Below are 12,665 nucleotides of genomic sequence, written 5' to 3'. Positions count from 1 at the left end.
GACCTTTCCCCCGAGGTCCTGAAAGGCGGAGACGCGATGGCGGAAGGCAAGTTGAAGGCGCTTGTGGTGGATGATGACCCACTGGTGCTGGAGCTGGTGGAGCGGTCCATCAGCCGCTACGGCTTTGATGTGGTCACCACGCGCGCGGCGCTGGGGGTGGCCAACCTGCTGAGGACCGAGCAGCCGGACATCGTGCTCCTGGACGTGAACATCCCGGCGCTGAGCGGCGACCGCATCCTGGGCGTGGTGCGCCAGTTCGCGGGGCCGGACACGCTGTTCATCCTGTACTCGTCCATGGACGAGTCGCGGCTGCGCGAGCTGGTGCGCGCGTCCGGCGCGGACGGCTACATCCCCAAGGGCGTCACGGGGCCGGAGCTGGCGCTGAAGCTGTCCGGCATGCACCACAAGCGGATGGCGAACCGGCCTACGCCGGCGGCGCGCGTGGACCCCTTGCTTCAGCGCGACGTGTCCGCGCCCCAGTCCCAGAGCACCACGGCCCAGGTGTCGCTGGCGTCGCGGTAGGTGTGGATGGTCTCGAACCCGACCCGCGCGTGCGCGCGCAGGGAGCGGGCGTTGCGCACCGAGACCTCCGTCACGACGCAGTCGAAGCGCGAGCGAAGCTGCTCGCGGTGCTGGTGGTAGAGCGCGTCGAACAGGCCCTTCCCCCGGTGGGCCTTGTCCACGCAGACCTGCCCCATCACGTAGAAGCGCTGGTCCCTGAGCGGCCGGCCCCGGTGTTCGAGCCCTTCCAGGAGCGCGAACATCGGGTCCAGGACCGGGACCCACGGGCGGCACTCCCGCGGCATCACCAGCGCGTACGCCACCACGTCGGCGCCCTGCACGGCGATGATGCTGGGGATGAGCGCGTGCATGCGCTCCAGCGTGGCCAGGTCATGCTGGACGGTGACGAAGCCCTGGGCGTGCTGCTCCTCGGGCGACAGCGAGGGCGGCAGGTTGCGGCGCTGCAGGGCCAGCACCTGCTCCAGCTCCTCGCGCGACTGCACGGACCTCACGACATACGGATGTGAAGGCATGGCGCGGGAGCATAGGCCGGCGCCGTGCCTTGGAGCGTCGGTGCGTGACGCCTGCCGGCCCCGACGGAGGCTTGTCCGGCAGGTCGTGGTGTGGCGCGTCGCGAGGGGCCGCCGCGTCGCATAGGGTCCTCGCCATGGCGCGAACCGCGAAGACACCGAAGCCCGTGCTGCTGGGGGAGCTCGACCTGCCGGAAGGGGAGTTGCTCATCCTGGATCCGGGGCTGGGGCGCTTCTGGAGGCACGACGGTGAGCCGGCGTCGCCCCGGAAGAAGGACCCGCCGGAGCATGACCTGCGCATCGTCGGGCCGGACGCGGACGCGGCGGGCAAGGCCTACGACCGGGAGTTCGACCCACGCTTCCTCTTCGACCGGAAGGACGCGGCGGACGCGGCGGCGCACTTCGCGGAGTTCGCCCGGGAGCGCGGCTTCGACGCGCGGGCGGAGGTGTTGTCCGCGCGGCTTCCCCACACGGAGCGGGCGCGGCTGGCGTTGGAGCATGGAAGGGGGTTGGGGGTGGTGAAGTACAACGGACTGTGGGCGGTGGTGGTGGGAGACCTGCCCTCGAGTCGCGGTTTGAAAGTGATTGGAATGCCCATGCCACCGGGCGAGTTCGGCGGGCGTTGGCGGTCCATTGACGTCGTCGTGGAGGAAGGGGCGGAGGCGGTCCGGTCGGAGGAGGTGGCCGGGGTGATGGTGGACCATGGCCAGCTGTTGTTCACCGGGCTGGGCCCGATGGGACGGTTCCGCATGTGGGAGCCGGAGGACGGCCTGGCGGATTATGTGTTTCATGGCCGGGACGCGCCGAAGCTCGCGAAGGAGCTGGGCGCGAGCGACCTGGGCGACGGGCTGTATGGGTGGAAGGACCTGCCCATGGAGCGGGTGGGGGAGAAGGCGACGCCGTTGCAGGAGCGCATCGACCGGGAGGGGCTCGCGGTGGGCGTGGACTACCGGCCGCACTGCGACCTGGAGAGGTTGAACGCGGGGCTGCGCGCGAGCGAGGAGGACGCGGCGTCGCTCGTGCTGGAGGGGGCGCGCGCGGTGGGGTGCGGGAACCGCTGGGGAGACGGAGTCTTCACGGTCAGCCGGCACCTGGACGCGGAAGGGCGCACGGTGCGCGTCCGGGTGGAGCTGGGCACGGAGGAGCGGCAGCGGATGATGCGCGGCCTGCGGCTGCGTCAGCGCAAGGCGCTGGTCACGCGGTTCATCTCGGAGAATGGGGAGCCCATCCGCTTCGCGGAGCGCGTGGAGCCCGCGGCGGAGGAGGACAGCGGTTGGCTCTTCACCTCGGGGCTGGAGACCGAGGAGTACATGGAGGACAGCGACAACGCGGTGATTGTCCCCCTGCGGCCGTTGTTGAGCCGGTACAAGGAATTGGACGCCATCCTGGACGCGCCGGTGGGCGCGGTGTTCCGGCGCGAGGGGAACGGGTTCGTGCCGGAGGAGTAGGCCGCATCGAAAGAACCGCCGACTCCGTCTGAATTCCCGCCCTGTCCTTCCGCGGAGGCCGGGAGCATCTTCCAGGCATCATGACCCACGACCCTCTCGCGCATGCGGCGGTGCATGGCTTTGGCGCCGACCGCGCGCCCCATTACGACGCCCAGGCGGCGGTGAACCTCGCTGGCTACCAGGCGGCCTACGAGCTGGGCATCAGTGCCCTGGCTGCGCTCCTGGACGGCCAGGACACGGCGTCACTGCTTCACGTGGGGTTGGGCACGGGCGCGGAGCTGTTGCCCTACGAGCGCTTCAACGTCCCGGGCTGGCGCTTCACGGGAGTGGAGCCCTCCGCGCCGATGCTCGCCGTCGCGCGCAAGCGTCTGGAGGAGGAGGGGCTGCTCTCGCGCACGCAACTGCACGAAGGCGAGCTGCGCACCCTGCCGCAAGGCGCGCCGTTCGCTGGCGCGCAGTTGATGGGCGTCCTGCACCACGTGGAGGGCGAAGAGGCCCGGCTCGAATTGCTGCGAGAGGTCGCGAGGCGGCTGAAGCCCGGAGCGCCCCTGGTGTTGGGGTGCCGCATCGGCCAGGACCCCGAGCTGACGAAGGTGGAGTTCCGGCGGCTGCGGGCCTATGGCGTGACGCAGGAGAAGCTGGAGGCCCGGCGTCAGGCCACCGCGAAGATGCAGCCCATCGCGTCCGACGCCGCCCTGTTCGCGATGTTCGAGCGGACCGGCTTCGTGGAGCCGAAGACGCTCTTCGTCTCGCTCCAGTACAAGGTCTTCCTCGCGCACCGCGCGGTGTGAGCCGCCAGGGATTCGAGGCGGCATCAGATTTCCGAGGCGGCCTCCATCCGCCAATCGTGCGGAATCCCTACGACGCGCTCCTGGTCCATGCCTTGCTCCAGGCGTGAAGCTTCAAGTCTCGCAAGGAGCCACGATGCGCTGGATGCGGATGCTGGGCGGTGGTCTGACGGTGATGGCCCTCGTGGCGTGTGGGTCGGACGGTGGGGGAGGGCAGGGGAGACTGAAGCTGCGGGAGGGGCAGTCGCTGGACCTGGCGCAGGAGTGCGGCGTGGACCTGCCCCAGTGTCCGCAAGGCCTGTCCTGCCTCGTGCTCAAGCTGGACGGCGCGTCGAAGGCGCGCTGCGTGGACGCGTCCAAGGTCTGCAGCGAGCTCGTGTCCTGCACGGGAGGCACCGAGTGCGCCATCCTGGACTCGTACCCAGGCCAGGTCGCCTGCTCCGGGAGGTGCACCTCGGACTGTGATTCATCCGTGTCCCACACGCCGTAAGCGTACGGCAACCCGTCCGCCGTCGCCCCCTTTCACCTCGCAGGGGCGCACGAAGCCGGTTCGTGCACATTGCAATCCGGACCGGAGGCGGACCCCCGCAACCCCGCGGAACGCCTGGGCCTGATGGCGGCCCGCTCCGGTACGCCGGATGCTCATGAAGGGAGCCCGGTATGGCTCCCGACCTCGCTCCCCACCTGCTTCACCTGCTGCTCACCCAGGCCTCACCCGAAGCGCCCTCGCCGCTCTCCCGACTTCACGTCGAGGGCGGCGTGGACGCTTACTACGCCTACAACCTCAATCGCCCCGACAGCGATGTGAACTTCCTGCCGGGCACCGGCACCACCGCCCGGCGGCACGATGAAATCACCGTCAACCTCGCGTCGCTGGGCGTGAGCCTGGCGCCGGAGCCCGTGGGCTTCCGCGTCCTGCTCGGCTTCGGCACCGGCATGGACGTGCTCCACCGCGCGGAGCCCGAGGAGGACGCCACCGGCCCCGACGTCTGGCGTTACGTGCAGCAGGCCTCGCTGTCCTTCGCGCGAGGCCCGCTCACCCTGGAGGCGGGCATCTACCCGAGCCACATCGGCTTCGAGTCCTTCCAATCCCAGCTCAACTGGACCTACACCCGGTCGTGGATGGGCGAGTTCTCGCCCTACTACCAGACAGGCCTCAAGGGGACCTGGCGCTTCGATGACCACTGGAGCGCGCAGCTCCACCTGCTCAATGGCTGGCAGACCATCGGAGACAACAACGGCGGCATGGCCCTGGGCACCCAGGTCGCCTACGCGGGCGACCGGCTGAGCGCGGCCCTCAACACCTTCGTGGGCAACGAGGGCTCCGGTGAAGCGGAAGCCCTGCGCCTGTTCGTGGACACCGTCGTCACCCTGAAGGTCACCGACGCCGTGAGCATCGCCGCCACCGCGGACGGGGGCCGGCAGGCCCGCCCGGGGACCTCCGCCGCCCTCTGGTACGCGGCCGGCGCCAACGTACGCATCCAGGTCGCGGAGCCCGTGGCCGTGACCGCGCGCGCGGAGGTGTACCGCGACCGCGAGGGCCTGCTCAGCGGCACCGCGCAGACCCTCGCGGAGGGCACGCTCACCCTGGAAGTGAGGCCCGCTGAACACCTCGTCCTCAAGGCCGAGGCCCGCCACGACCACTCGACCCAGAACGTCTTCGACGGTCCGGCGCGCGGAGAGCAGTCACCCCTCCCGCGCCAACACCAGACGCTGGTCGTGGTCGGAGCGGTCGCCACCTTCTGAACCCTGAAGCGGAGCTTTCACTCATGGACCTCGTCCTCATCCTGGTGACCATCGGTTTCTTCGCGCTCTGCGCGGCCTACACCCACGGCTGCGAGCGCCTGTGAGGAGTCCCCCGTCATGACCTTCGAATACGTCGCCGGCATCGCGCTCGCGGTGCTGCTGTCCGTCTATCTCGTCTACGCCCTGCTCCAGCCCGAGCGCTTCTAGGACCCCGCCATGACCCTCGTCGGCTGGTTGCAGACCCTGCTGTTCTTCGCCCTGGTGCTCGCGTTGACGAAGCCCGTGGGCACCTACCTCTTCCGCGTCTTCGAATCCGGGACGCCGCCCCTGCCGCGCGTGCTCGGTCCCGTGGAGCGCGTCCTCCTGCGCCTGTGCGGCGTGAGCCAGCATCAGGAGCAGCGGTGGGGCCAGTACGCGGCCTCCCTGCTCGCCTTCAGCCTGTTCAGCGTGCTGGGCGTCTACGCGCTCCAGCGCCTCCAGCACGTGCTCCCCTTCAATCCGCAGGGGCTGCCCGCGGTGGGCCCGGAGCTCGCCTTCAACACCGCCGCCAGCTTCACCGCCAACACCAACTGGCAGTCCTACGCGGGCGAATCCACCATGAGCTACGCCACCCAGATGCTGGGGCTGACGTGGCAGAACTTCATGTCCGCCGCCGTGGGCCTGGGCGTCGCGCTCGTCTTCGCGCGTGGCCTCACCCGCCGCCCCGGCCCGGAAGGCCGCAAGACCTTGGGCAACTTCTGGGTGGACCTGGTGCGCGGCACCCTCTACGTGCTCGTGCCCCTGAGCTTCGTCGTGGCCCTGTTCTTCGTGTCCCAGGGCGTGCTCCAGAACCTGGCCCCCTACCACGACGTGTCCACCGTGGAGGGCGCGAAGCAGACGCTCGCCTTCGGCCCCGTGGCCTCCCAGGAGGCCATCAAGATGCTGGGCACCAACGGCGGCGGCTTCTTCAACGCCAACAGCGCCCACCCCTTCGAAAACCCCACGCCGCTCACCAACTTCATCCAATTGCTGCTCATCTTCGTGCTGCCCGCGGGCCTCACGTACACCTACGGCAAGATGACCGGCGACACGAAGCAGGGCTGGGCCCTCTTCGCCGCCATGTCCGTCCTCTTCTTCGCGGGCGCCGCCGTCAGCTACGCCGCGGAAGTCCAGCCCAACCCCGCGCTCGCCGCCGCGAACGTCGCGCAGGCCGGGAACCTGGAGGGCAAGGAGACGCGCTTCGGCGTCGCGGCCTCCACGCTGTTCGCCACCGTCACCACCGACGCGTCGTGCGGCGCGGTCAACGCCATGCATGACAGCTTCACGCCGCTGGGCGGGCTGGTGCCCCTGGTCAACATGCAGCTGGGCGAGGTCATCTTCGGCGGCGTCGGCGCGGGCCTCTACGGCATCCTCGTGATGGCGGTGCTCGCCGTCTTCATCGCGGGCCTGATGGTGGGCCGCACCCCGGAGTTCCTCGGCAAGAAGATCGAAGCACGCGAGATGAAGCTCGCCATGCTGTACGTGCTCATCTTCCCGCTCGTCATCCTGGGCCTGTCCGCCGTGGCGGCCGTGATTCCGCAGGGCACGTCGTCGCTCAACAACGCGGGCCCGCACGGCCTGTCGGAGATCCTCTACGCGTTCACCAGCGGCGTGGCCAACAACGGCAGCGCCTTCGCGGGCCTCAACGCCAACACCCCGTTCTGGAACATCAGCCTGGGCATGGCGATGCTCGCCGGCCGCTTCCTGATGATGGTGCCGGTGCTGGCGCTCGCGGGTTCGCTCGTGGGCAAGAAGGTCGTGGCCCCCGGGCCGGGCACCTTCCCCACCCAGGGCGCCCTCTTCACCGGCCTGCTCGTGAGCGTCGTCGTCATCGTGGGCGCGCTGACGTTCTTCCCCGTCCTGTCCCTCGGTCCCATCGTCGAGCACTTCCTCGGCGCGGCCGGAAAGGTGTACTGACCATGGCTCCCGCCTCCAAGCCGGCCTCCCTGTTGGATCCGGCGCTGCTCAAGCCCGCTGTCTGGGAGAGCCTCAAGAAGCTCCACCCCCGCGACGTGGCCCGTAACCCGGTGATGTTCGTGGTGTGGGCCGGCAGCCTGCTCACCACCGTGTTCGTCCTCAAGGACCTGGTGGCCCGCCAGCCGGACAGCGCGCCGGTGTGGTTCACCGTGTCGGTGATGCTGTGGCTGTGGTTCACCGTCCTCTTCGCCAACTTCGCCGAAGCGGTGGCGGAGGGGCGCGGCAAGGCCCAGGCGAGCGCGCTGCGCCGCATGCGCCAGGACACCCAGGCCCGCCGGCTCACCGACGACGGCCGCGAGGAGCGCGTGGGCGCCCCCGCCCTGCGCAAGGGTGACCGCGTGGTGTGCGAGGCCGGCGACGTCATCCCCGGCGACGGCGAGGTCATCGAGGGCATCGCCAGCGTGGACGAGTCCGCCGTCACCGGCGAGTCCGCCCCCGTCATCCGCGAGTCCGGCGGCGACCGCTCCGCCGTGACGGGCGGCACGAAGGTGCTGTCCGACCGCATCGTCATCCGCATCGGCGTGGATCCGGGCGAGTCGTTCCTCGACCGGATGATCGGCCTGGTGGAGGGCGCGGCGCGCAAGAAGACGCCCAACGAAATCGCCCTGCACATCCTGCTGGTGGGCCTGACGCTGGTGTTCCTGCTGGCGTGCGTGACGCTGGTGCCCGTGGCGCTGTACTCCGGCGTGCCCCTGTCCGGCACGGCCGTGGTGGCGCTGCTGGTGTGCCTCATCCCCACGACCATCGGCGGCCTCTTGAGCGCCATCGGCATCGCGGGCATGGACCGGCTCCTGCGCAAGAACGTGCTCGCGCTCAGCGGCCGCGCGGTGGAGGCGGCGGGCGACGTGGACACGCTGTTGCTGGACAAGACGGGCACCATCACCCTGGGCAACCGCATGGCCACGGAGCTGGTGCCCATGCCCGGCGTGCGCATGGAGGAGCTGGCGGAGGCCGCGCAGCTGGCGAGCCTCGCGGACGAGACCCCGGAAGGGCGCTCCGTCGTCACGCTGGTCAAGGACACGTACAAGATGCGCCCGCGCGAGCTGCGCGCGCACCAGGCCACCTTCGTCCCCTTCACCGCGCAGACGCGCATGAGCGGCTGCGACCTGGTGGACCCGCATGCGCGGTGCATCCGCAAGGGCGCGGTGGACGCCATCGTCCGCTACACGCAGGCACAGGGCGGGACGGTGCCGGAGGCGCTGACGCAGACGGCGGGCCGCATTGGCGACGCGGGCGGCACGCCGCTCGCGGTGGCGGAGGGGGCTCGCGTGCTGGGCATCATCCACCTGAAGGACGTGGTGAAGGGCGGCATCAAGGAGCGCTTCGACCGCTTCCGCGCCATGGGCATCCGCACGGTGATGATCACCGGCGACAACCCGCGCACCGCGGCGGCCATCGCGCGCGAGGCCGGCGTGGACGACTTCCTGGCGGAGGCCACCCCGGAGGCCAAGCTCGCGCTCATCCGCGCGGAGCAGGGCAAGGGCAAGCTCGTGGCCATGACGGGTGATGGCACCAACGACGCGCCCGCGCTGGCCCAGGCGGACGTGGGCGTGGCCATGAACACCGGCACCCAGGCCGCCAAGGAGGCCGGCAACATGGTGGACCTGGACTCCAACCCCACCAAGCTGCTGGAGGTGGTGGAGGTGGGCAAGCAGTTGCTGATGACGCGCGGAACGCTGACGACCTTCTCCATCGCCAATGACGTGGCGAAGTACTTCGCCATCCTCCCGGCGCTGTTCATGGGCGTCTTCCCGCAGATCGCCCCGCTCAACGTGATGGGGCTGAAGTCGCCGTTCAGCGCCATCCTGTCCGCCGTCATCTTCAACGCGCTGATCATCGTGGCGCTCATCCCGCTGGCGCTGAAGGGCGTGCGCTACCGCCCGCTGGGCGCGGCGGCGCTGCTGCGGCGCAGCCTGCTCCTCTACGGCGTGGGCGGCGTCATCATCCCGTTCCTGGGCATCAAGGTCATCGACGTGCTGCTCACCACGGTGGGGCTGGCATGAGCGCGCACGAAGAAAGGAACCCTTCCATGGTCTCCACCCTGCTCGTCGCCCTGCGCGCCAGCGTCGTCACGCTGGTCCTCACGGGCGTGCTGTATCCCCTGGCCGTCACCGGCGTGGCGCAGGTGCTGTTCCCCCATGAAGCCAACGGCTCGCTGGCGAAGGACGGCCAGGGCCGCGAGGTGGGCAGCGAGCTCATTGGCCAGGGCTTCACGCAACCCGGTTACTTCCAGCCGCGCCCGTCCGCCGCCGGCGCGGGCTGGGATGCCTCGGCCTCGGGCGGCAGCAACCTGGGGCCCACCTCCCAGAAGCTCCGGGAACGCGCCATGGCGGAAGCGGACCGGCTGCGCAGGGAGAACCCGGACGCTCCCGGGCCCGTACCCGTCGAGCTGGTCTCCACGACAGGCTCCGGCCTGGATCCGCATGTGTCGCCGGAGGCGGCGCTGTGGCAGGTGCCCCGCGTGGCCAGGGCGCGCGGCGTGGAGCCGGCGCGGCTGGAGGCGCTGGTGCGCTCGCGCGTGGAAGGCCGCACGTTCGGGGTGCTGGGCGAGCCCCGGGTCAATGTGCTGATGTTGAACCTGGCGATGGACCGCCAGTTCGGCGTCCCCGTGCCCCCGACCGCGCAGGCCGTGGAGCCCCGCCCGAGGCCCTGACATGACGACGCGGCGCCCGCGAGCGGAGGACTTCCTGGAGCTGGTGGAGCGCGGCCGGCGCGGCCGGCTGAAGCTCTACATCGGCTTCGCGGCGGGCGTGGGCAAGACGTTCCGCATGCTGGAGGAGGCGCACGCGCTCAAGGCGCGCGGCGTGGACGTGGTGCTGGGCTTCATCGAGACCCACGGCCGTCCGGAGACGGCGGCGCTGGTGGAGGGGCTGGAGGTCGTGCCCCGCCAGCGCGTCACCTACCGCGACGTCACCGTGGAGGAGATGGACCTGGATGCCATCCTCGCGCGCAAGCCGCAGGTGGCCATCGTGGACGAGCTGGCCCACACCAACCTGCCCATGTGCCGCCACCGCAAGCGCTACCAGGACGTGCAGGAGTTGCTGGTCGCGGGCATCAACGTCATTGGCGCCTTCAACGTGCAGCACCTGGAGAGCCTCAACGACCTGGTGGAGCGCAACACCGGCGTCACCGTGCGGGAGACGCTGCCGGACAGCTTCCTCAAGTCAGCGGATCAGGTGGTGAACCTGGACCTCGCGGTGGAGGACCTGCACGAGCGGCTCAAGGCGGGGAAGATCTACGCACCCGACAAGGTGCCGCACGCGATGGAGCGCTTCTTCACCGGTGACAACCTCTCCACCCTGCGCGAGCTGGCCCTGCGCGAGGTGGCGGAGAGCCTGGACCGCGCCACCGCGGGACGGCTGGCGCTGGCGGGCGAGGACGCGTCCCAGAAGGGCGGCGCGTGGGGCCGGGTGCTGGTGGCGCTCTCCAGCTACCCGCCGCGCGCGGCGACACTGCTGCGCCGCGGTTCGCGCATGGCGGGCCGGCTCAACACGGACTGGTTCGTGGTGTACGTGGAGACGCCGCGCGAGGCGCCCAACCTCATCGACGCGGAGGCGCAGCGGCACCTGCTGAACAACATCGAGATGGCCAAGGAGCTGGGCGCGGAGGTGGTGCGCCTGCGCGCCAGGGACCCGGTGGCGGCGCTCCTGGACTTCGCCCGCTCGCACGGCGTGGGGCACATCATCGTCGGCCGCTCCAACCAGGCGAAGTGGCGCCAGCGGCTGGGGCTGACCGCGGACGCGCGCCTGCTGCGCGAGGCGGAGGGCTTCGACATCCACGTCGTATCCTTCGAGTCCCATGAGGAGAAGCGCCCATGACCCTGCGCGCGCGGCTGCTGCTGGCCCAGGCGCCGCTGGTGCTGGCGCTGCTCTTCCTGGGCGCCACGGCCGTCTTCACCCTGGCGCGCGTGGGGCGCTCCGGCCAGCAGGTGCTGGAGGACAACTACCGCAGCGTGCTCGCCACCCAGCGCATCACCGAACAGCTGGAGCGCATGGACAGCGCGGCGCTGTTCATCATCGCGGGCGAGCGCGAGCGGGGCTTGGCCCAGCAGGCCGCGCAGCGCCCCGCGCTGGAGCGGGAGCTGGGCGTCCAGCAGCGCAACATCACCGAGCCCGGTGAAGCGGAGGCCACGCAGCGGCTGCACACCGCGTGGAGGAGGTACCGCGAGGCATTCGATGCCTTCCTCCAGGAGCGGGACCTGGAGGCCGCGCGCAGGCGCTACTTCGGCTCACTCGCACCGGACTTCCAGGAGGCGAAGGCGGCCGCGTCGTCCATCCTCGCGCTGAACCAGGACGCGATGGTGCGCAAGAACGACCAGCTGCGCCAGCAGAGCGAGCGCGTGAACACGCTGATGGCGCTGGCCGTGGTGGCGGCGCTGGGCTTCGGCCTGTTCTTCACCACGTCGCTGGTGCAGCGCGCGCTGCGGCCGGTGTCCGTGCTGTCGCAGGCCGTGCGCCGCCTGGGGCAGGGCGACGTGGAGGCGCGCGCGGCGGTGGAGGGGCGGGACGAGATCGCCCAGCTCTCGCGGGACTTCAACACCATGGCGGAGCGGCTGGGGCAGTACCGCAAGAGCAGCCTGGGGGAGCTGCTCCAGGCGCAGGCGGTGTCCCAGGCGGCCATCGACAGTCTGCCCGACCCGGTGCTGGTGCTGGGCGCGGACGGCGGGCTGCTCAACGTGAACGCCGCGGCGGAGCAGATGCTGCGCCTGCGGCTGGATGAGGGCGGAGACGCGCTGGGCCGCGTGGAGCCGGAGGTGCGCACCGTGCTGGAGCGCGTGCGCGCCCACGTCGTGGGCGGAAGGGGCGCGTACCAGCCCCGGGGCTACGAGGAGGCCGTGCGGGTGGAGGTGTCTTCGGAGGGCGACCGGTGGCTCCTGCCGCGAGGCAGCCCGGTCCACGGAGAGACGGGGGACGTGGTGGGCGCCACGCTCATCCTCCAGGACGTGACGCGGCTGCGGCGCTTCGACGAGCTGAAGAACGACCTGGTGGCCACGGTGGCGCACGAGTTCCGCACGCCGCTCACGTCGCTGCGCATGGCCATCCACCTGGTGGCCGAGGGCGTCGTGGGCCCGGTGACGGAGAAGCAGGCGGACCTGCTCTTCGCGGCGCGCGAGGACTGCGAGCGGTTGCAGGGCATCGTGGACGATCTGCTGGACCTGTCGCGCATCCAGTCCGGGCAGCTCCAGCTGGACGTGCGGGAGGTGCGCACGGAGGACCTGGTGGAGCAGGCGCTGGCCGCGCAGCGCACGCTGGCGGAGGACCGGGGCGTGCGCCTGTCGCGAACCGTGTCACCGGACGTGGAGACGGTGCGCGTGGATCCAGAGCGGCTGCAGCTGGTGCTGGGCAACCTGGTGGCCAACGGCGTGAAGCACACGCCGCACGACGGCGAGGTGTCCGTGCACGTGTCGCGAGCGGGCACCCACGCGCGCTTCGAGGTGCGCGACACCGGCGAGGGCATCCCCGCCCAGGAGCAGGCGCGCATCTTCGAGAAGTTCTACCGGGCCCCGGGCGCGCCCGCGGGAGGCGCGGGGCTGGGGCTGTCCATCGCGCGCGACATCGTCCAGGCCCACGGCGGCGAGCTGGGCGTGGTGAGCACGCCCGGGCAGGGCAGCACCTTCTGGTTCACGTTGCCGCAGCCTGAGCAGGGCTGAAGGCCCG

12 protein-coding genes are annotated in these 12,665 nt (G+C 70.7%); 11 read left to right on the top strand and 1 reads right to left on the bottom strand.

What is annotated here, in order from left to right; all coding sequences use genetic code 11:
* Nucleotides 1–36: 36 nt before the first annotated feature.
* Nucleotides 37–522 (top strand): response regulator, encoded by a 486-nt coding sequence (locus KYK13_RS37690; protein ID WP_370645242.1) that lies wholly within the window; start codon nucleotides 37–39, stop codon nucleotides 520–522.
* Here KYK13_RS37690 and KYK13_RS37685 read toward each other — a convergent pair.
* Nucleotides 456–1,034: a GNAT family N-acetyltransferase gene (locus tag KYK13_RS37685; RefSeq protein ID WP_223640070.1), complete on the bottom strand. Its 579-nt coding sequence runs from the start codon at nucleotides 1,032–1,034 to the stop codon at nucleotides 456–458. The genes KYK13_RS37690 and KYK13_RS37685 overlap by 67 nt on opposite strands.
* Before the next feature lie 134 nt (nucleotides 1,035–1,168).
* Between KYK13_RS37685 and KYK13_RS37680 the strand changes: the two genes are divergently transcribed.
* The 10 genes from KYK13_RS37680 to KYK13_RS37635 all read left to right on the top strand — a co-directional run bounded on the left by KYK13_RS37680 (nucleotide 1,169) and on the right by KYK13_RS37635 (nucleotide 12,658).
* Nucleotides 1,169–2,479, top strand: a complete 1,311-nt coding sequence (locus KYK13_RS37680) for a DUF2185 domain-containing protein (protein ID WP_223640067.1) — start codon at nucleotides 1,169–1,171, stop codon at nucleotides 2,477–2,479.
* An 80-nt stretch (nucleotides 2,480–2,559) separates the two neighbouring features.
* On the top strand, nucleotides 2,560–3,270 hold the full coding sequence (locus tag KYK13_RS37675; RefSeq protein WP_223640064.1) for a class I SAM-dependent methyltransferase: 711 nt from the start codon (nucleotides 2,560–2,562) through the stop codon (nucleotides 3,268–3,270).
* Nucleotides 3,271–3,403: 133 nt separating this feature from the next.
* Nucleotides 3,404–3,757 carry a hypothetical protein gene (locus KYK13_RS37670; RefSeq protein WP_223640062.1) on the top strand — a complete coding sequence of 118 codons (354 nt, stop codon included), beginning with the start codon at nucleotides 3,404–3,406 and terminating at the stop codon, nucleotides 3,755–3,757.
* 170 nt (nucleotides 3,758–3,927) lie between these two features.
* Entirely contained in the window at nucleotides 3,928–5,013 is a 1,086-nt protein-coding gene (locus tag KYK13_RS37665) for an outer membrane beta-barrel protein (protein ID WP_223640060.1), read from the top strand.
* 117 nt (nucleotides 5,014–5,130) lie between these two features.
* On the top strand, nucleotides 5,131–5,220 hold the full coding sequence (gene kdpF, locus KYK13_RS37660) for a K(+)-transporting ATPase subunit F (protein WP_223640058.1): 90 nt from the start codon (nucleotides 5,131–5,133) through the stop codon (nucleotides 5,218–5,220).
* A gap of 9 nt (nucleotides 5,221–5,229) precedes the next feature.
* Nucleotides 5,230–6,948: a potassium-transporting ATPase subunit KdpA gene (kdpA, locus tag KYK13_RS37655; RefSeq protein ID WP_223640056.1), complete on the top strand. Its 1,719-nt coding sequence runs from the start codon at nucleotides 5,230–5,232 to the stop codon at nucleotides 6,946–6,948.
* Nucleotides 6,949–6,950: 2 nt separating this feature from the next.
* Nucleotides 6,951–9,011, top strand: coding sequence for a potassium-transporting ATPase subunit KdpB (gene kdpB / locus KYK13_RS37650; protein WP_223640054.1), 2,061 nt, complete (start codon nucleotides 6,951–6,953; stop codon nucleotides 9,009–9,011).
* A 26-nt stretch (nucleotides 9,012–9,037) separates the two neighbouring features.
* Nucleotides 9,038–9,661, top strand: a complete 624-nt coding sequence (kdpC, locus tag KYK13_RS37645; protein WP_223640051.1) for a potassium-transporting ATPase subunit KdpC — start codon at nucleotides 9,038–9,040, stop codon at nucleotides 9,659–9,661.
* Between the two features lies 1 nt (nucleotide 9,662).
* Nucleotides 9,663–10,826 (top strand): sensor protein KdpD, encoded by a 1,164-nt coding sequence (locus tag KYK13_RS37640; RefSeq protein WP_223640048.1) that lies wholly within the window; start codon nucleotides 9,663–9,665, stop codon nucleotides 10,824–10,826.
* Nucleotides 10,823–12,658 (top strand): ATP-binding protein, encoded by a 1,836-nt coding sequence (locus KYK13_RS37635; protein ID WP_223640046.1) that lies wholly within the window; start codon nucleotides 10,823–10,825, stop codon nucleotides 12,656–12,658. The genes KYK13_RS37640 and KYK13_RS37635 overlap by 4 nt, the downstream gene beginning before the upstream one ends.
* The last annotated feature ends 7 nt before the right edge of the window (nucleotides 12,659–12,665 follow it).

Origin of the sequence: Corallococcus sp. EGB (assembly GCF_019968905.1) — a bacterium.
In the GTDB taxonomy this organism is placed as follows: Bacteria; Myxococcota; Myxococcia; order Myxococcales; family Myxococcaceae; genus Corallococcus.
Note: the sequence above shows the minus strand (reverse complement) of the source record. Positions and strands in the feature narration are given on the sequence as shown.

What these genes read in the sequence shown, in the direction of transcription:
- KYK13_RS37685 (WP_223640070.1), bottom strand. Translation starts at nt 1,034, where the DNA reads ATGCCTTCACATCCGTATGTCGTGAGGTCCGTGCAGTCGCGCGAGGAG.
- kdpC (WP_223640051.1), top strand. Translation starts at nt 9,038, where the DNA reads ATGGTCTCCACCCTGCTCGTCGCCCTGCGCGCCAGCGTCGTCACGCTG.
- KYK13_RS37675 (WP_223640064.1), top strand. Translation starts at nt 2,560, where the DNA reads ATGACCCACGACCCTCTCGCGCATGCGGCGGTGCATGGCTTTGGCGCC.
- kdpA (WP_223640056.1), top strand. Translation starts at nt 5,230, where the DNA reads ATGACCCTCGTCGGCTGGTTGCAGACCCTGCTGTTCTTCGCCCTGGTG.
- kdpB (WP_223640054.1), top strand. Translation starts at nt 6,951, where the DNA reads ATGGCTCCCGCCTCCAAGCCGGCCTCCCTGTTGGATCCGGCGCTGCTC.
- KYK13_RS37690 (WP_370645242.1), top strand. Translation starts at nt 37, where the DNA reads ATGGCGGAAGGCAAGTTGAAGGCGCTTGTGGTGGATGATGACCCACTG.
- KYK13_RS37680 (WP_223640067.1), top strand. Translation starts at nt 1,169, where the DNA reads ATGGCGCGAACCGCGAAGACACCGAAGCCCGTGCTGCTGGGGGAGCTC.
- KYK13_RS37635 (WP_223640046.1), top strand. Translation starts at nt 10,823, where the DNA reads ATGACCCTGCGCGCGCGGCTGCTGCTGGCCCAGGCGCCGCTGGTGCTG.
- KYK13_RS37665 (WP_223640060.1), top strand. Translation starts at nt 3,928, where the DNA reads ATGGCTCCCGACCTCGCTCCCCACCTGCTTCACCTGCTGCTCACCCAG.
- KYK13_RS37640 (WP_223640048.1), top strand. Translation starts at nt 9,663, where the DNA reads ATGACGACGCGGCGCCCGCGAGCGGAGGACTTCCTGGAGCTGGTGGAG.
- kdpF (WP_223640058.1), top strand. Translation starts at nt 5,131, where the DNA reads ATGACCTTCGAATACGTCGCCGGCATCGCGCTCGCGGTGCTGCTGTCC.
- KYK13_RS37670 (WP_223640062.1), top strand. Translation starts at nt 3,404, where the DNA reads ATGCGCTGGATGCGGATGCTGGGCGGTGGTCTGACGGTGATGGCCCTC.